Source organism: Hymenobacter artigasi, from assembly GCF_012275535.1.
In the GTDB taxonomy this organism is placed as follows: domain Bacteria; phylum Bacteroidota; class Bacteroidia; order Cytophagales; family Hymenobacteraceae; genus Hymenobacter; species Hymenobacter artigasi.
The window spans coordinates 80,890-99,534 of the sequence record NZ_JAAVTK010000006.1; the positions used below are offsets into that span (position 1 = coordinate 80,890).

Here is an 18,645-nt window from a genome sequence, read left to right on the forward strand (position 1 = left end):
TTATTGTCGGCTACTCGTGGCTCAGCTTATACCCCACGCCGTACATGGTTCGAATATAATTATCGGCCCCTTTTTCCTGGAGCTTTTTGCGCAGGTTTTTGAGATGGGTGTAGATGAAGTCGAACGAGTCGGCCGCGTCCACGGCATCGCCGCAGAGGTGCTCGGCAATGGCCTCCTTGGTGAGCACCCGGCCGGGGTTGGCGAGCAGGTACAGCAGCAGGTCGTACTCCTTGCGGGTGAGGGTGATGAGCTCGCCGCGCACGTGCACTTCGGCCAGTTCGGGCAGCACCAGCAGGTCGCGGAACACAATTTGCTGCTGGCCGTTGAACTGGCGGCGGCGGATAATGGCCCGCACCCGGGCATTGAGCTCGGAAAGGTGAAAGGGCTTGATGAGGTAGTCGTCGGCCCCGAGGTCGAGGCCCGCGATTTTGTCGTCGAGCGCATCGCGGGCCGTGATGATGAGCACGCCGGTGGGCGAGCCCCCGGCTTTGAGGGCGCGGAGCAGGTCGAGGCCGGAGCCGTCGGGCAGGGTCAGGTCGAGCAGGATGCAATCATACTGATAGAGCATGATTTTTTCGTGGGCCTGGGCATAGTCGGCCGCAGCTTCGGCCAGGTAGCCGGCCTGCTTCAGCGAGGCCAGCAGGGCCGTGCGCAGGGCGGCTTCGTCTTCAACAAGGAGAATTTTCATGGGCTGGGGGCCGATGAGATGACGGCCTGGCCGCGAAGGAAGGCCCAAAGTTTGTATATATTCTGTGAGGTTGTCCGTATGAGGGGCTTTAGCTTGGCAAGTGGCCGATTTTCTTCAGAATTGCCCCGCAGCTTTGTGGCGCTTATCATCCTCCCCCGTCTGTTGTTCGCTCGTTTTTCCTGCCTGATGTGGTGCCTGGCCCTGAGTGGTCTGCCAGCGCTGTTTGCCGGCGCGGCCCGGGCCCAGACCGGCCCGGCCGTGCTCGCGCCGCTGCCAGCAGTGGCCGCCGCGCCTGCCAGCCCTCGCCGCCTCGATGATTTCCTGCTGGTGGCCCGCCAGAGCAGCCCGCTGCTGCGCGAAACCGCCAATCAGGTGCGCCAGAACCGTATCGACAGCCTCGTACGGGCCCGCCAGAACGGCGTGCAGGTGGGCGGCATCGGCTCGGCGCTCTACTATCCGTCCATTACCAACAGCAAGGGCGAAAGCGTGCTGGGCTACGACAACGCCATTTCCAACGGCGGAAACTACGCGGCCTTCGCCCAGGCCGTCAAGCCCATCCTCAACCGCTTCCAGCTCCAGAACGACTACCAGCTGATTGCCAACCAGGGCCAGGTGCTGCGCAATACCGGCCGCCTCTCGGCCCTGGATTTGCGCCGCAACATCACCGACCAGTTCCTGACGGCCTACGCCGCCGAAACCCAGCTCAGCTTCAGCCGCACGCTGCTCACCCAGCTGCGCCGGCAGGATGAGATGCTGCGCCAACTGGTGAACGGCGGCATTTTCAAGCAAACGCAGTACCTGAGCTTCTACCTCTCGGTGCGCACCCAGGAGGTGACCGTGGAGCAGAACCTGCTGGCCTACCGCCGCGAGCTGGGCACCCTGCGCGCGCTGGCCGGCGTGGCCGATACGGCCCTCATCAGCATCGAAGCGCCGAACCCGCCCACCCACCGCCCGCTGGCCGGCCTGCTGGCCCCCGCCCAGCGCCAGTACACGCTCGACAGCCTGCGCCTGCTGCTCGACCGCCGCGCCGTGGATGCCAGCTACCGCCCCAAAGTGAGCGCCGTGGTGGATGCGGGCCTGCAGTCCTCGTCTTACCTGCCCGTAGCGCTGGCCCACAGCCTGGGCATTGGGGGTGGCCTGCAGTTGAGTGTGCCCATTTTCGATGGCCACCAGCGCCAGCTGCAATACCAGCGCATCGAGCTGAGCGAGCGCAGCCGCAGCGGCTACCGCCAGTTCATCACGGTGCAGCGGCGGCAGCAGTACGAGCAGCTCGAAGGCCTGATTCGAGCGTCGGACGCGCTGCTGGGCCGCATCCGGGAGCAGCTGCGGGTGGCCGATGCGCTGGTGGGGGCCGCCCGCCAGCAGCTGGCCACGGGCGACGTCGCCATCCTGGACTACCTCAACCTGGTGACCAGTTACCGGACTTTGCAGTTTAGCCTGACTCAAGCCCAGACCGACCAACTCCGCAGCCGGTTCGCGCTCGATTACCTGGCCGAGCAATAGTAGCGTGGACTCTGCGAGTCCGCGAGCGAGCACAGCGAGCATCTGGAACCTGCCGTTTGCCCAATGCCAGATGCTCGCTGCGCTCGCTCGCGGACTCGCAGAGTCCACGCTACATTATTTTACTCCATGAACCTTCTTCGATTTCTCCTGCTCCTCCCATTCCTTGCGGCCTGCGGCTCGAAAGACCCGGCGGCTGCCGGCGACGCCGCCCCCGCCGGTAGCGGCGACGAGCCCGCTATGAAGCCTCGGGCGCTGGTCACCATCGGCACCATTCAGACGGATACGCTGACGGATGTACTGCGCCTGAGCGCCGTGTCAGCCTTTCCGGCCAAGGACGCGCTGCGGGCCACTACCACTGGCTACGTGCTGCCGCCCACGCCTGTGGTAGGCCAGCTGGTGCGCGCCGGCCAAACGGTGTTCACCATTCAAACCAAAGAATCGCGGACCCTGCACCTGGATAAGCTTACCGGCGACCCGCGCCTGAAATTCAGCGGCATTATTCCGATAAAATCGGGCCGGGCGGGCATCCTGGCCACCGTGGATAAGCTGGCCGGCGACTACGTGCAGGACGGCGAGCAGCTCGGCCTCACCTACGACCGCAGTCGCTTCGGCTTCGTTCTCGATGTGCCCGTTACCCAGCTGCGCTACGTGCATACCGGCCAGAGCTGCCGCATTTTCCTGCCCGATGGCCGCATCCTGAACGGCCGCGTGGCCGAGGTGCTGGCCACCGCCGACGTGAGCATTCAGACCCAGCGCTACACCATTCGCCCGGTGGGCACGTTTCCGGATTTACCCGAGAACCTGGCCGTGCAGGTTGAAATCGATAAGTCCGCGCCGCACCTGGCCAGCACCCTGCCGCGCGGGGCCGTGCTCACCAACGAAACGCAAACCGCGTTTTGGGTGATGCGGCTGCTGAATGATTCGACGGCCGTGAAAGTGCCGGTAAAAGTGGGCGCGCAGGAGAAAGACCACATCGAAATCAAGTCGCCTTCTTTCAATCCCCGTGATAAGATTTTGCTTAGCGGCAACTTTGGGCTGGATGATACGGCGGCCGTGAAGGTGACCCGGCCAGTGGCGGCAGAGCAGTAGTAAGCAAAAGAACGTCATGCTGAGCGCAGCAAAGCATCTCGCGTGCCGCCACTAATCCTTTTTCAACGATTTGATTACTATCCCACGCGAGATGTCTCGGCTACGCTCGACATGACGTTCTCTGGTTTTCGATAATATCCTCCCCCATGCCCAACCGTCCTTCCATTTTCCAAGCCTACAAAGCGCCCATTGCGGTGCTGCTGGCGCTGGCCCTGGCCCTGGGCACGGTGGCTTACCGGCGCATCAACGTGGCGCTGTTTCCGGAGGTGACGTTTCCGAAGGTGAAGGTGATTGCCGAGAACGGCCTGGAGCCCGTGGACCGCATGATGGTGACCGTGACCAAGCCCATGGAGGACGCCATCAAGCGGGTGCCGGGGCTGAAGCTGCTGCGCAGTACCACCAGCCGGGGCAGCTGCGAAATCTCGGCCTTTCTGGACTGGGGCGTGGACGTGGCCAAGAGCCAGACGCTGATTGAGTCGCGCCTGAACCAGATTCGGGGCGACCTGCCGCCTAACGTCAACATCTCCGTGGAGCGCATGAACCCGGCCATTCTGCCGGTGATGGGCTACACGCTGGAAGCGCCGGGCCGCTCGGCGCTGGAGCTGCGCAAGCTGGCGCTCTACACCATTAAGCCGTTTTTGTCGCAGGTCGATGGCGTGTCGTCGGTGCAAATCCAGGGTGGGCGCACCAAGGAATACCAGGTGCAGCTGCTGCCCGACCAGCTGGCCGCCCTCGGCCTGGGGCCCGACGACATAACCAAGTCACTGACAGCTACCAATTTCGTGCAGAGCAATGGTTACCTGAGCGACTACCGCCGCCTCTACCTCACGGTGACGGACGCCACCATCATCCAGAAGGAAGACCTCGAAAACATTGTTCTCCGCAACGACGGCCGCCGCATTGTGCGCCTGGCCGACGTGGCCACCGTGGGCCTCGGCGAGCAGCCCGAATACACCCGCATCAACGCCAACGGCTCCGATGCCGTGCTCGTCTCCATTCTGCGCCAGCCCGATGCCAACGTGGTGCTCGTTTCCGATGGCGTGAAGGCCAAAGTAGCGGCCCTGAAATCGGGCCTGCCGAGTGGTGTGCGCATGGCGCCGTACTATGACCAGGCCGATTTTGTGGCCGAAGTAGTGAAGTCGGTGCAGGACGCGCTGTGGATTGGCCTGGCGCTGGCCCTCGTGGTGACGGCCCTGTTTCTGCGCTCCTTCCGGGCTACGATGACGATTCTGGGGGCGATTCCGGTAGCGCTGGCCCTCACCATCGCGGTGCTGTATTTCGGCCTGGGCTACTCGTTTAATATTATGACGCTGGGGGCCATCGCCGCCGCCATCGGCCTCATGATTGACGATGCCGTGGTGATGGTGGAGCAGCTGCACCGCGTGGGCGAGGAGCACCCCGGGGCCACGCCCGGCGAGGTAGTGCGCAAGTCGGTGGGCCATTTGCTGCCCGCCCTGATTGGGTCTAGCCTGAGCACGATTGTAATTTTCCTGCCGTTTGCGCTACTGGGCGGCGTGGCAGGGGCCTATTTTAAGGTACTGGCTACTACGATGGTGGTGGCGCTGGTATGCTCGTTTCTGGTGGCCTGGCTGGGGCTGCCGGTAATTTACCTGCTGCTGTCACGGAAGGGAAAATCGCCCTCCCCGGTCACCTCACCCCCCCAGCCCCCCTCTCCCGCGGAGAGGGGGGAGCCGGACGATTTCCGTTCGGGCATTGCCGGTGCCCCCTCTCCGCGGGAGAGGGAGTCAGGGGGTGAGGTGACCCGTCAGGATTCCGCCCACCACGAAATCCCTTGGGTTAAGGCCGTTATCCGGCACCCGGCCTACTCCATCATCGGCATTCTGGTGCTCATTGGCAGCATGGTGCTCATTATTCCGCGCTTGGCCACCGGCTTCCTGCCCGACATGGACGAAGGCGCCATTGTACTCGACTACAACTCGCCGCCCGGCACCAGCATCGAGGAAACCGACCGCATGCTGCGCCAGGCCGAAAAGCTCATTGTAAAAGTCCCCGAAGTGGCCAGCTACTCACGCCGCACCGGCACCCAAATGGGCTTTTTCATCACCGAGCCCAACCGGGGCGATTACCTCATTCGCCTCAAAATCGACCGCAAGCGCACCACCGAGGAAGTTATTTCCGACATCCGCACCAAAATTGAGGCCACCCAGCCGGCCCTCACCATTGACTTCGGCCAGGTTATCGGCGACATGCTGGGCGACCTTATGAGCACCGTGCAGCCCATCGAAATAAAGGTTTTTGGTCCCGATGCCACCAAGCGCTACGCCCTGGCCAACCAGGTAACCAAAGTGGTAGAAGGCGTGGCCGGCACCGCCGATGTGTTCGACGGCATTGTGCGGATGGGCCCGGCCATCGACGTGCGGCCCGACCCGCGCCGCCTGGCACAGTACGGCCTCACGGCTACCGATTTCCAGACCCAGCTGCAAACCCACCTGGCTGGCACCGTGGCCGGCAACGTGCTCGAAGGCGAGCAATTGCTCAACATCCGGATGCGCTACCCCAACGCCACCCAGGCCACGCTGGCCCAGATGCGCGCCGAGCCGGTGTTCCTGCCCAACGGCCAGCGCCACCGCCTCGACGAGCTGGCCACGGTGCGCGTGACGCCCGGCGATGCCGAGCTGGAACGCGAAAACCTCCAGGCCATGACCGCCGTCACGGCCCGCCTCGACGGCCGCGACCTGGGCGGGGCCATGGCCGAAATCCGCCAGAAGCTGGAGCGCGACGTGCCGCTGCCGCCCGGCTACTTCATCCAGTACGGCGGCTCGTATGCCGAGCAGCAGCAGTCGTTTCAGGAGCTGCTCACCATTCTGGGCACGGCGTGTTTGCTGGTGTTTGCGGTGGCGCTGTTCCTGTTTCGGGATTTGAAAGCGGCGGGCTTGATTCTGCTCATTGCCATTCTGGGGCCGGCCGGCGGCTCGCTGGCGCTGTACCTCACCAATACGCCCCTGAACGTGGGTTCCTACACCGGCCTGATTATGGTGGTGGGCATCATTGGCGAGAATGCAATTTTCACCTTCCAGCAGTTTTTCGAGGTGCTGGCCGAGGGCAACCCCGTGGAGCAGGCCGTGGGCTACGCCATCGCGGCCCGCCTGCGGCCCAAGCTGATGACGGCCCTCTCGGCCATTGCGGCGCTGGCCCCGCTGGCCCTCGGCATTGGGGCGGGCGCGCAGTTGCACCAGCCCCTGGCCATTGCCGTCATCGGCGGCCTGCTGCTGGCACTGCCCCTGCTGCTGCTGGTGCTGCCCAGCCTGCTGCGGCTGGCTTACCAGCAGAAGGCCGCTCCCCTCGTAGCATAAGCTTCAGCTTAATGATGAGCACGCTGGCGTGAGTTTAGCGCAGCGTAACTCGTGCCTTGCCACGATGAGGAGGCTGCGCCTCCCCTGCCGCGCCAGCGGCAAGCCAGTCGCACCGTTCCAACGGGCCGCGCTATGGGAGGCACAGCCTCCCCCGTACAACAAGTCACGAGTTTGGCGCAGCGCTAAACTCGCGCCAGCAGTGGCCAGTAGTGGCAGTCCCCGTCGATGAAAGCCCCCCTCCCCGTCGATAAAAGTGACTGCCAGGGCCTCGGGCGGGGTTAATTTTGCGCTATCAACTCAACAAAAGCCCGCGCGGATGAGTTAAGACCCCTTGCAGCCGCAGCGGCACCCATTGCGGCCGCAGCGGCGCAGCGGCCAAGTTAGAAAACGGACGATATGTGGATAGTTAGACTGGCGCTGGCGCGTCCTTACACCTTTGTGGTGATGGCGCTGCTAATCCTGGTGGGCGGCGGGCTCACAATTCAGCGGATGGCGGTGGATATTTTTCCCGACATCCCGATTCCCGTGGTGGGGGTGGTGTGGGGCTACTCCGGCATTTCGCCCGAGGAGATGAACCAGCGCATCGTAGTGCCAGTGGAGCGCGCCATCACGACCACCGTGAACAACGTGGAGCACCAGGAAAGCCAGAGCCTGAAAGGCGTGGGCCTGATTAAGGTGTTCTTCCAGCCCGGCTCCAACCCCGATGCCGGCGTGGCCCAGCTCACGGCCATTACCCAGACGCTGCTGCGCATTCTGCCGCCGGGCATTTCGCCGCCGCTCATCATCCGCTACTCGGCTTCGAATGTGCCGATTGCCCAGACCTCGCTTAGCAGCGAAACCCTGGGCGAGTCGGACCTTTTCGACGCGGCCAATGCCTTCATCCGGCCGGGCCTAGCGGTGGTGCAGGGCGCGTCGGTATTGCTGCCGAACGGCGGCAAGCCCAAGCAGATTATGGTGGACCTCGACCCCGACAAGCTAGCCGGCAAAAACCTGAGCGGCAACGACGTTGTGTCGGCCCTGCTGGCCCAGAACCTTATCATTCCGGCCGGCTCGGCCAAAATCGGCGACCGGGAGTACGACGTGAAGCTGAACTCCAGCCCCGAGGCCATTGCCACGCTCAACGACTTGCCCATCAAGACGGTGGACGGCACCACGGTGTACATCCGCGACGTGGCTTTCGTGCACGAAGGTGCGGCCGTGCAAACCAACATCGTGCGTCAGAATGGCCGCCGGACGGCCATCATCCCCATTCTGAAAAGCGGGGCGGCCAGCACGCTCGACATCATCGACAAAATCAAGAAGGCGCTGCCCAATATCCAGGCCAATGCGCCGCCGGCCCTGAACATCAAGCTGCTGTTTGACCAGTCCTTTTTCGTGCGGGCCAGCATTAAGGGCGTTATCATCGAGGCCTGCATTGCGGCGGCCCTAACGGCGCTGATGATTCTGCTATTTCTGGGCTCGTGGCGCTCCACACTGATTATCGCGACGAGCATTCCGCTCAGTATTCTGGTCAGCATCATCATGATGAATATGCTGGGGCAAACCCTGAATATCATGACCTTGGGCGGCCTGAGCTTGGCTGTGGGCATTCTGGTGGATGACGCGACGGTAGAAATCGAGAACATCCACCGCAACATGGGCATGAAGAAGCTGCTGAAGCGCAGCATTCTCGATGGGGCCCAGCAGATTGCGACGCCGGCCCTGGTGGCCACGCTGGCCATCTGCATTGTATTTGTACCGGTGTTTTTCCTGGGCGGGGTGGCGTCGGCCATCTTCGCGCCGCTGGCTACGGCCGTTATTTTTGCCATGCTGGCGTCTTACATTCTCAGCCGGACGCTGGTGCCTACGCTGGTGATGTACCTGCTGCGCAAGGAGTTGCCCATTTACCACGCGCAGGAAGAGCCCGACCTGCCCAGCCAGCACCAGCGCAACGGCCAGCCCGTGAGCCAGGTAGAGCGCGACCTGGAGCGCATCCGCCGCGAGCAGTACGAGAAGGCCCACCCCAGCGGCACGGCCGAGGAAGAAGCCGAAGAAGAAATCACCGATTCGGAGCGTGAGGCCGGCAAGGCCATCACCCAAACCTGGGTCTGGAAGCTGCACAAGGGCTTCGAGCATCAGTTTGAGAAGTTCCGCGCCGGGTATGGCGGGGCGCTGGAGTGGGCCTTGAGCAACCGTCCGAAGGTCATTGTGGCGTTCATGGTGCTGTTTATCGGCTCGCTGGGGCTGTTTCCGCTCATTGGCCAGAACTTCTTTCCGACGGTGGATGCCGGCCAGTTGCGCCTGCACGTGCGGACGCCAACTGGTACTCGCCTGGAGGAAACGGAGGTGCGCTTCCGGCAGGTCGAAAACGTGATTCGGCAGGTAATTCCAGCCAAAGAGCTGGACCTGGTGCTCGCCAATATCGGCCTGCCGGTTATCCCCATCAACCTGCTGCTGAGCGACAACCCCACCATCGGGGCCGGCGACGGCGAGATTCTGGTGAGCATGAAGGAGGAGCACGGCCCCACGGGCGACTACATCAACGAAATTCGCCGCCAGATTCATAAGCAGTACCCCGACCTGACCATCTTCTTCCAGCCGGCCGACATCGTGAACCAGACCCTGAACTTCGGCTTACCCGCCCCGATTGACATTCAGGTGATTGGCCGCGACAAGGCCGCCAACCAACGCATTGCGGGCGAAATCAAGGAGAAAATCGTGAAGATTCCCGGCCTGGTCGATGCCTTCGTCTATCAGGCCTTCGACCAGCCCCAGCTGCGCCTCGACATCGACCGCGTGCGGGCGCAGGAGGCCGGCCTCTCGCAGCGCGACATTGCCAACAACGTGCTCGTGAACCTGAGCAGCAGCACCCAAACCAACCCCAACCAGTGGCTGAACCCAGCCACCGGCGTGAGCTACACCGTGGCCGTGCAAACGCCGCCCCGCGCCCTCTCCACCCTCGACGAAATCGGCAACATTGGCGTGACCAGCGCCACCCAGAACCAAGCCCAGCTGCTGAGCAACTTCACCACCCTGCGCCGTAGCCAGACGCTGGCCGTGGTTTCGGACTACAACATCCAGCGCACCGTGGACCTCTATGCCAGCGTGAGCGGCCGCGACCTGGGCGGCGTGAGCAAAGACATCCGTAAAATCCTGGCTGACACGGAGAAAACCCTGCCCAAAGGCACCACGCTGGCCCTGCGCGGGCAGGCCGATTCCATGCGCACCTCCTTCGCCGGGCTGGGCCTGGGCCTGGCCGGGGCAATCATATTAGTGTACTTGCTGATGGTGGTGAATTTCCAGAGCTGGATGGACCCGCTCATCATCATCACGGCGCTGCCGGGCGCGCTGGCGGGCATTCTGTGGATGCTGTTTGTGACCCAGACCACGCTCAGCGTGCCGGCCCTGATGGGGGCCATCATGTGCATTGGCGTGGCCACGGCCAACTCCATTCTGCTGGTCACCTTCGCCAACGAGCGCCGCGAGGAAGAACCGGATTTGAGTCCGCGCGATGCGGCGCTGGATGCCGGCTTCACCCGCCTGCGCCCGGTGCTGATGACGGCCCTGGCCATGATTATCGGCCTGCTGCCCATGTCGTTGGGCATGGGCGAGGGCGGCGAACAGAATGCCCCGCTCGGCCGCGCCGTGATTGGCGGGCTGATGCTGGCCACGGTAACAACCTTGTTTTTTGTGCCGATTATGTTTTCATACCTGAAAAAAGTCAAGCCGGTGGCTACGGCGCAGGCTTAGAATTTTAGCCCGCAGAAGTCGCAGAAGTTTACGCAGATGACGCTGAACGTTCAGCGTCATCTGCGTAAACTTCTGCGACTTCTGCGGGCTAAAACCGCCAGAAATCCTACCTAACGATAATGTCCGACTCCAAATCCTCCGGCCGCTTCTGGCTGATAATTTTCATCCTGCTGGCCGTGTTCGGTGGGCTGTTTCTGCTGGGCTATATGCCGCGCCACAAGCAGGAAAAAACCCGCGATGCCGAAGCCAAACAGGTGACTGACGCAAACCCGACCGTGACCGTGGCCAAGGCCAAGGCCGCGCCCGATACCACCACCGTCACGCTGCCCGCCGATACCAAGTCGCTGCGCGAAACCTTCGTATTTGCCCGGGCCAATGGCTTCGTGAAGTCGTGGAGCGCCGACATTGGCCAGAAGGTACGCGCCGGGCAGGTGCTGGCCGAAGTAACCACGCCCGAGCTCGACCAGCAGGTAGCCCAGGCCCGCGCCAACCTCGGCCTGGCCAAAACCAGCTACAACCGCCTGGCCGGCGTGGCGCTGCCCGGGGCCATCTCGAAGCAGGAGCTGGACGTGGCCAAATCGCAGTTTTCGGTGCAGCAGGCCGCTTTGCAGCAGCTACTGGCGCAGCAGGATTTCCGGCGCATCACGGCCCCGTTCAGCGGCACCGTCACGCAGCGGAATGTGGAAGTGGGCAGTCTCGTAAGCACCAGCAACGCGCCGGGCTCGCAGCTGTTTAAAATTGAGCAGACCGAAAAGCTGCGCGCCTACGTGCAGGTGCCGCAGAACTTCGCCCCGTCCATCAGAAGCGGGATGACGGCCGATTACCTGGTGCCGGAGTTCGCGGGCAAGCCCTTCGAAGCCAAAGTGGTGCGCAATGCCGGAGCCCTCGACCCCAACACCCGCACCTTGCTCACCGAAGTGCAGGTGCCAAACCCGCGCGGCGAGCTGCGCCCCGGCAGCTACGCCCAAGTGAGATTCTACCTACCACGCACCGCGCCCGGCGTCATCATCCCGGCCAACGCCCTGGTGCCCGGCGGCACCGAAAGCCGCGTAGCCACCGTGCAGGACGGCAAAATCCACTACCAACCCATCGTCACGGGCCGCGATTTCGGCAACCAGCTCGAAGTATCGCAGGGCCTGAAAGGAGGCGAGCTGCTGGTCCTGAACCCCGCCGAAACCCTCACCGAGGGCCAGGCCGTGCAAACCAAAGCCTTCACCCCGCCCGCCAAGCCCGCCGGCCCCCCACCCGCCAAGCCCCGGCCCAATGACCCGGACGCCCCGCGCGTGTCGTCGCCGGTAAAATAGGACGTTGGCCCGGTCCGACCGCCCTAGGCGGTCCGACCGGTTGAAGTAAGAACGATGCCGCCCCCACGGCAACCGGTCGGACCGCCTAGGGTGGTCGGACCGGGCAAACCGACAACTAGCAATGACCCTCCGCCTCTCCCTTTTTTCCCTCATCCTGCTGCTGGCCGGCTGCGTGCGGCCGCCCAGCTACGCGCCCCCCAGCCTGCCCACGCCCGCCGCCTGGAAAAACACGGCCGACAGTCTCACCGCCGCCACGCCGCCGGCCGCCGTGGCCAGCAGCACGCCGCCTACCGTCGACAACCCGCCTGCGCCCGCCAGCTGGTGGACGCTTTTCAACGATGCCGGCCTCAACACGCTGGAGCAGCAGGCCACGGCGCAGAACTTCAGCCTGCAGGCAGCCCTGGCCCGGGTGGAAAGTGCCCGCGCCAACGTGCGGGTAGCCAACTCCTACCGCTCGCCCCTGGTGACGGTGGACCCGCAGGTGTACCGCTCGCGGCTCTCGGGGCTGCGGCCGGTGCCATTTCCGGTGGCTACCAATAACCTCGGGGTGATTCAGACGCAGTATTACATTCCCATCAATGCCAGCTATGAGTTCGACGTGTGGGGCCGCATCCGGAGCAGCATCCGTGCCGCCGAGGCCGATGCGCAGGTGCAGGAAGCCAACCGCCGCACCGTGCTGCTCTCCCTCACCGCCGATGCCGCGACCTATTATTTCGGCCTTCGCGGGCTCGATGCGCAGTTGCTGGTACTCGATACCGCCCGCCTCGACCGCCAGCACAGCCTGGACCTGACCCGCGCCCGCTACCAGGCGGGCGTGGATAATGAGATTGCCGTGCACCGCGCCGAAACCGAGCTGGCCAACGTTGATGCCAGTGTGCTCGAAACCCGCCGCCAGCGCCTCGGCCTCGAAGCCTCGCTGGCCACAGTGCTGGGCATGCCCGCCAGTGGTTTCGCGGTGGCCGCGCAGTCCGGGCCGCTGGTGGCCCCGGCGGTGCCGACTTCGCTGCCCGCCACCCTGCTGGCCCGCCGGCCCGATTTGCAGCAGGCCGAACGCCGCTTGGCCGCCGCCAGCGCCCGCGTGGATGTAGCCAAGCTCACGCGCCTGCCCACCGTGCGCCTCAACGGCTTCCTCGGCCCACAGAGTGCCAAAATCGGCGACCTGGCCCGTGTGGCCGACAACTACACATACTACGTGGGCGGCGGCGTGAGCATCCCCGTCTTCAACGGCGGCCGCAACCGCGCCAACGAGCAGGTGGCCCGCTCCGAAGCCGAAGCGCTAGTGGCCGACTACCGCCAGGCGGCCCTCGTGGCGTTTCAGGAAGCCGAAACCAGCCAGGCCGACGTGCGCCAGTACCAGGCCCAGGTGGCAGCGCGCCAGCGCGCCTACCGCGCCGCCCGCCTGGCCAGCGCCCTCACCAAGGAGCGCTACCGGGCCGGCCTCACCAACTACTTTGAGGTGGTGGATGCCGACCGCCAGACCCTCGACGCGGCCACGCTGCTCACACAGGCGCAGAGCAATTTATTGGGGGCCAGCGTGGCGCTGGTACGAGCCCTGGGCGGTGGCTGGGAATAGCGGCTAATTCAACAGATTTCGCACAGATTCTAAATTCCCTTCCGAGTTGAAAGGGAATTTTTTATGATGGCAATACCCTATAAGATAACCTGTTAAGATTTTCAACAGAATCAAGCGTTACGTTTATGTTATTCGGCCCGTAGTACCCGATTAAACAGCTTACCGATTACATTCTTTCTTTCATGCGTTCTTTTATTCTTACTCGCTTCGCTGCCGTTGCGCTGCTACTCGGTAGCCTTCCCGCCTACGCTCAGCTGCCGGCCACGGCTCCCTCCGATACCACCAAGAAATACGAAAACCCCAGCGGTGTTTCTTCGGCCGTAAAGGCTCCTTTTTTTAAAAGCAAGGTGTTCCGGGCCTTGGCCATTCCGGCCGCGCTGATAACCTACGGAGCCATCACGGCGCAGGGCGATGCGGGCATCAACCGCAGCGCGCGGGAGTTTACGCAAAAGCAGTTCCGGCCAGTGAGCACGGGTTTTGATAACACGCTCATTATTGCCCCCTACTTCGAGCTGGCGGCCGTGGCTATTGCCGGCGTGGAGTCGCACAACGACCGCATCAACACCCTGCTCATCATTGCCAAGGGCGAGGCCATTATGCTGGCTTCCACATTTGCCGTGAAATACCTGGCCAATGAGACGCGGCCCAACGGGCAGGACAACCTCTCGTTTCCCTCGGGCCACACGGCGCAGGCCTTCCTGGCGGCCAGCATTGTGCACACCGAGTTTCGGGAAAAGAGCCAGTGGTACGGCGTGGGCGCCTACACCATTGCCACCAGCGTGGCCGCCCTGCGCATGATTAACGACAAGCACTGGCAGAGTGACGTGGTGGCCGGAGCCGGCTTCGGCATCCTCTCCGCCCACCTGGCTTACCTGAGCCACCGCAACCGCTGGGGCCGCAAGTCCATCGGCCGCGATGTGGGCATGGTTCCGGCCTACTTCGGCAACGGGGCCACGGGCATGAGCATTACCTGGCGGCCGAAGAAGTAAACGTACCACGCGTCAACCTCACCCCCTGACCCCTGCCGGGCACGGCCCCTCTCCAAAAAAAGAGGGGGAACCGGAAATGCTTTTGACGTAAAACCTGCTAACAAAAAAGAGCCCAGTGCGACGCGCTGGGCTCTTTTTTGATTTGTCACCTGGTCCGAACCGGTGCCCCCTCTTTTTTGGAGAGGGGCCGTACCCGGCAGGGGTCAGGGGGTGAGGTTGACGTCTGCCGCCTCCACCCACACCGGCACGGCCGACAGCGCCGCGTTGCCGGTCAGCTCATCGAGCCGGGCCTCGTCGGTGAGGTCGTTGATGCTGACGCCGGCGTGGGCCTGCGCCACTTCCAGGCGGGTGCCGGGGCGGGCATGGCCGTAGCCGTGGGGCATACTGACCACCCCGGGCATCAGGTTAGGCGTGATTTCGACGGGAAGCTCGATGCTGCCAACACGGGAGCGCACGCGCACCGGCTGGCCATCAACAAGCTGGCGGGCGGCGGCATCGGCGGGGTTGAGCTGCAGGGTGCAGCGGTTGCGGCCTTTAATGAGGCGGGGCAGGTTGTGCATCCACGAGTTATTGGAGCGCAACTCGCGCCGACTGATAAGTAATAACTGATTATCAGACACTAATAGCCCAGCGGTCAGCACGCAGCGGGCCCTATCTAAGTCGGCCAGGAACAGCGGGGCGGCGATGTTGATGCGCTGGTTTTCGGTGCGCAGGGCGGCAGGCAGGCGCGGCTGCAGCTCGCCGAGGTCGATGCCGTGGGGGTTGTCGCGGAGCTTATCCAGCGAGAGGCCGGTGCGGCCGTAGGCGCCGTATCGCAGGCCGAGGTCGATTTTTGCTTCCGGATTTTCGGGGGCGGGCGCGGTGGCCACGTCGAAAGCGTCGCCGGCTTCGAGGCGCTGGCGCAGGCCTTCGAAAATCTCCCAGTCGTAGCGGGCATCGGGGCCTTTGTCGAACAGCGGCTCGGAGTAGCGGCTGGTGTTGCGGATGGCCAGGGCGTGGAAGCTCACATCATAATGCGCGGTTTCGAGGCCGGTGGCGGGGGGCAGAATGTAGTGGGCGTGGCGGGTGGTTTCGTTGAGGTAGATGTCGATGGACACCATGAATTCCAGACCGGCCAGGGCGGCATCGAGCTGCCCGCCATTGGGCGTGGACAGCACCGGGTTGCCGCAGCTCGTGACCAGCGCCCGCAGCTGGCCTGCGCCGGGCGTAAGCATATCTTCGGCCAGGCAGGCCACCGGCAGCTCGCCCATAAACTCAGGGGCCTGGCGCACCCGGCTGCGGTACCGGTCGTAGCGGTTATAGGGGCCCGGCTTGCCCAGCACGTCAAGCGCGGGCGTGGCAAACATGTAGCCGCCCGGCTCGTCGAGGTGGCCGGCAAGCAGGTTCAGGGCATTTATCAGCCAGAGGCATAGCCCGCCAAACTCCTGCACCGACACCCCTACCCGACCATAAATCACGCCGCGCTCAGCGGCTGCCAGCTCCCGCGCCAGCGTGCGGATTTCGGCGGGCGCGATGCCCGTGATGGCGCCAACGTGCTCGGGCGTGAACTCGGCCACGGCCGCGCCCAGGGCTTCAATACCATCCGTGATGCCGGCCAGCCGGCCGGGCTTCACCAGGTTTTCGGCAAACAACACCTGCGTCATTGCCAGCAGCAAAAACACGTCGGTACCCGGGCGAATGAAGTGGTGAGTATCGGCTTTGGCGGCGGTTTCGGAGCGGCGCGGGTCGACGACCACCACCTTGCCGCCCCGGGCCTGAATGGCTTGCAGGCGCTTGGCCACGTCGGGCGCGGTCATCAGGCTGCCGTTGCTCACCAGGGGGTTGCCACCGAGGATGAGCCAGTGGTCGGTGCGGTCGAGGTCGGGCACCGGTAGCAGCAGTGGGTGGCCGTAGAGCTGCCAGGCGGCGAAGTGGTGCGGCAGCTGGTCGACCGACGAGGCCGAGAACAGGCTGCGCGAGCCCAGCGCCCGCAAAAAGCCGGGTGCCGCCAGTTGCGTGCCCGAGTTGTGCACACTGGGGTTGCCGGCGTACCAGGCCGTGGCGTGCGGGCCGTGCGCCTCCCGCTGCTGGCGCAGGGCGGCGGCGACTTCATCCAAGGCCGTGTTCCAGTCGAGCTCCTGCCAGCCGTCGGCGGTGCGCTTGAGGGGGCGGCGCAGGCGGTCGGGGTCTTCGTAAATGTCCTTCAACCCTACAGCTTTCGGACAGATGTGGCCCCGGCTGAAGGGGTCCTGCGCATCGCCGGCAATACTGAGGACGCGGCCGTTTTCGTGAGTGATTTCGAGGCCGCAAATGGCTTCGCAGAGATTGCAGGCGCGGTAGTGGGTTTCGATGGGCATGAAGCAGCAGGTAGTACCGTGGACTCTGCGAGTCCGCGAGTGGATGGGAATGAGGTAGCAAGGTAAAGACCGTCATGTCGAGCGCAGCCGAGGCATCTCGCGTGCAGCAGTATTCAATACCGTTTTCACGATTGAGTTACTAAGGCCCGCGAGATGCCTCGGCTGCGCTCGGCATGACGGTCTATCTTTCCTTCATCAGCAACGCAACGTTCCAATATCCTTCATGTCTATTTGATTAAGATTTCGTCCCATCTTTACGAATCTGCTTCCTGCATCACTAAAACGCTTACCCTCTTTTGAAACGACGCGACTTTGTAGGACTATCCGGCCTGGCTGCCGGGGCCCTCTTCCTCCCCGGTTTTCCCAGCTTTGGCGGCACCCTCGTTGACCCCGCCCGCCTGCTGGAGCCCGGCCTCGACCTCACCCAGAAAAAACGCCTTGCTGATGCGGCCCTGAACGCCGCCAAAGCCGCCGGGGCCAGCTACGCCGATGTGCGCATCGGGCGCTACCTCAACCAGAGCATTTTCACCCGCGAAAAGCAGGTGCAGAACATCGCCAGCGGCGAAAGCTTTGGCGTGGGCATTCGGGTGATTGCCAACGGTACCTGGGGCTTTGCGGCCACCAACGTCGTTACCGAGGCCAGCCTGGCCAAAGCCGCCCAGCTGGCCGTAGCCATCGCCAAGGCCAATGCCAAGGTGCAGAAGGAAAAGGTACAGCTGGCCCCGCAAAAGGGCTACGGCGAGGTGAGCTGGAAAACGCCCATCCAGCAAAATGCCTTTGAGGTGCCGGTGGCGCAGAAGGTTGAATTGCTGTTGGCCGCCAACGCAAAGGCCCTCGACAACGGCGCCAGCTTCGTGAATTCCTCCCTGTTTCAGATTAACGAGCAGAAGTATTTCGCCAGCACCGACGGCTCCTACATCGACCAGGACGTGCACCGCATCTGGCCTACGTTTTCGGTTTCGGGGGTAGACCGAGCCAGTGGCAAGTTCCGCAGTCGCGATGCCCTGAGCTCGCCCATGGGCCTGGGCTACGAGTACCTCACACCCAAGGCCGCCGATAAGATTGCGGGCGCCGCAGGAACAGGACTAATCGGCTACCGCAACAGCTACGACATGCTGGAAGACGCCGCCCTGGCCGCCCGGCAGGTAAAGCAGAAGCTGACCGCCAAGTCGGTAACGCCCGGTAAATACGACCTCGTGCTCGACCCCAACCATCTGGGCCTCACCATTCATGAAAGCGTAGGCCACCCCCTGGAGCTCGACCGCGTGCTGGGCTACGAGGCCAACTACGCCGGCACCAGCTTTGCCACGCTCGACTGGAAGGCCAAGGGCCTGCCCTACGGCTCGAAGCTGGTAAATATTGTGGCCGATAAGCTGCAGCCCGGCTCGCTGGGCGCAGTGGGCTACGACGACGAAGGCGTGAAAACCAAGCGCTGGGACCTCATCAAAGAAGGCACGCTGGTGGACTACGAGAAAATCCGGGACCAAGCGCACATCGTGGGCCAGAACGAATCGGACGGCTGCTGCTACGCCGACTCCTGGGACTCGGTGCAGTTCCAGCGCATGCCCAACGTGAGCCTGCAGCCCGGCAAAGCCAAAATGAGTGTCGACGAGCTGATTAAGGACGTGGACAAGGGCGTGTACATCGCCGGGCGCGGCTCCTACTCCATCGACCAGCAGCGCTACAACTTCCAGTTCGGTGGGCAGGTATTCTACGCCATCGAGAAAGGCAAAATCACCGAGATGCTGGAAGACGTGGCCTACCAGGCCAACACCCAGGAATTCTGGAATTCCTGCGCCGCGATTTGCGACGAGTCGGACTACCGGCTGTTTGGGTCGTTCTTCGATGGCAAAGGCCAGCCCAGCCAGGTGTCGGCCGTGAGCCACGGCTCGGCCACCACGCGGTTTAATGGCGTGAACGTGATTAATACGGCCCGGAAAATCGGGTAATTGAACGGTTTTGTCAAACCGTCATGCCGAGCGCAGCCGAGGCATCTCGCTCGGAGTAGTAATCCAATCGTCAGCTCCGTTCGCCTGTGGTTGCAACGATGCGAGCGAGATGCCTCGGCTGCGCTCGGCATGACGGTCTGACTTCAACCAACATACTTTCACAGAAAACAT

10 protein-coding genes are annotated in these 18,645 nt (G+C 63.4%); 8 read left to right on the forward strand and 2 right to left on the reverse strand.

Features of this window, described 5'->3' with window-relative positions:
• Positions 1-10: 10 nt before the first annotated feature.
• Positions 11-688, reverse strand: coding sequence for a response regulator transcription factor (locus tag HBN54_RS11435; RefSeq protein WP_168673345.1), 678 nt, complete (start codon positions 686-688; stop codon positions 11-13).
• Positions 689-850: 162 nt separating this feature from the next.
• Here HBN54_RS11435 and HBN54_RS11440 point away from each other — a divergent pair, with 162 nt between their 5' ends.
• The 7 genes from HBN54_RS11440 to HBN54_RS11470 all read left to right on the forward strand — a co-directional run bounded on the left by HBN54_RS11440 (position 851) and on the right by HBN54_RS11470 (position 14,189).
• Positions 851-2,191, forward strand: coding sequence for a TolC family protein (locus tag HBN54_RS11440; RefSeq protein WP_168673346.1), 1,341 nt, complete (start codon positions 851-853; stop codon positions 2,189-2,191).
• 126 nt (positions 2,192-2,317) lie between these two features.
• Positions 2,318-3,280 carry an efflux RND transporter periplasmic adaptor subunit gene (locus HBN54_RS11445; protein WP_168673347.1) on the forward strand — a complete coding sequence of 321 codons (963 nt, stop codon included), beginning with the start codon at positions 2,318-2,320 and terminating at the stop codon, positions 3,278-3,280.
• A gap of 146 nt (positions 3,281-3,426) precedes the next feature.
• Complete coding sequence (locus HBN54_RS11450) at positions 3,427-6,594, forward strand: efflux RND transporter permease subunit (protein ID WP_168673348.1); 3,168 nt, start codon at positions 3,427-3,429, stop codon at positions 6,592-6,594.
• Between the two features lie 396 nt (positions 6,595-6,990).
• Complete coding sequence (locus tag HBN54_RS11455) at positions 6,991-10,323, forward strand: efflux RND transporter permease subunit (RefSeq protein WP_168673349.1); 3,333 nt, start codon at positions 6,991-6,993, stop codon at positions 10,321-10,323.
• Positions 10,324-10,442: 119 nt separating this feature from the next.
• A complete protein-coding gene (locus tag HBN54_RS11460; protein ID WP_168673350.1) occupies positions 10,443-11,627 on the forward strand; it encodes an efflux RND transporter periplasmic adaptor subunit in 1,185 nt (394 codons plus the stop codon).
• 121 nt (positions 11,628-11,748) lie between these two features.
• Positions 11,749-13,200 carry an efflux transporter outer membrane subunit gene (locus tag HBN54_RS11465; protein WP_168673351.1) on the forward strand — a complete coding sequence of 484 codons (1,452 nt, stop codon included), beginning with the start codon at positions 11,749-11,751 and terminating at the stop codon, positions 13,198-13,200.
• A 182-nt stretch (positions 13,201-13,382) separates the two neighbouring features.
• Positions 13,383-14,189: a phosphatase PAP2 family protein gene (locus HBN54_RS11470; protein WP_168673352.1), complete on the forward strand. Its 807-nt coding sequence runs from the start codon at positions 13,383-13,385 to the stop codon at positions 14,187-14,189.
• A 203-nt stretch (positions 14,190-14,392) separates the two neighbouring features.
• Here the strand turns inward: HBN54_RS11470 and HBN54_RS11475 are convergent, their stop codons facing one another.
• Complete coding sequence (locus HBN54_RS11475) at positions 14,393-16,525, reverse strand: molybdopterin oxidoreductase family protein (RefSeq protein WP_168673353.1); 2,133 nt, start codon at positions 16,523-16,525, stop codon at positions 14,393-14,395.
• A 296-nt stretch (positions 16,526-16,821) separates the two neighbouring features.
• On the opposite strand from HBN54_RS11475, the gene HBN54_RS11480 reads away from it, so the two are divergent.
• Positions 16,822-18,474: a TldD/PmbA family protein gene (locus HBN54_RS11480; RefSeq protein ID WP_168673354.1), complete on the forward strand. Its 1,653-nt coding sequence runs from the start codon at positions 16,822-16,824 to the stop codon at positions 18,472-18,474.
• Positions 18,475-18,645: the final 171 nt, after the last annotated feature.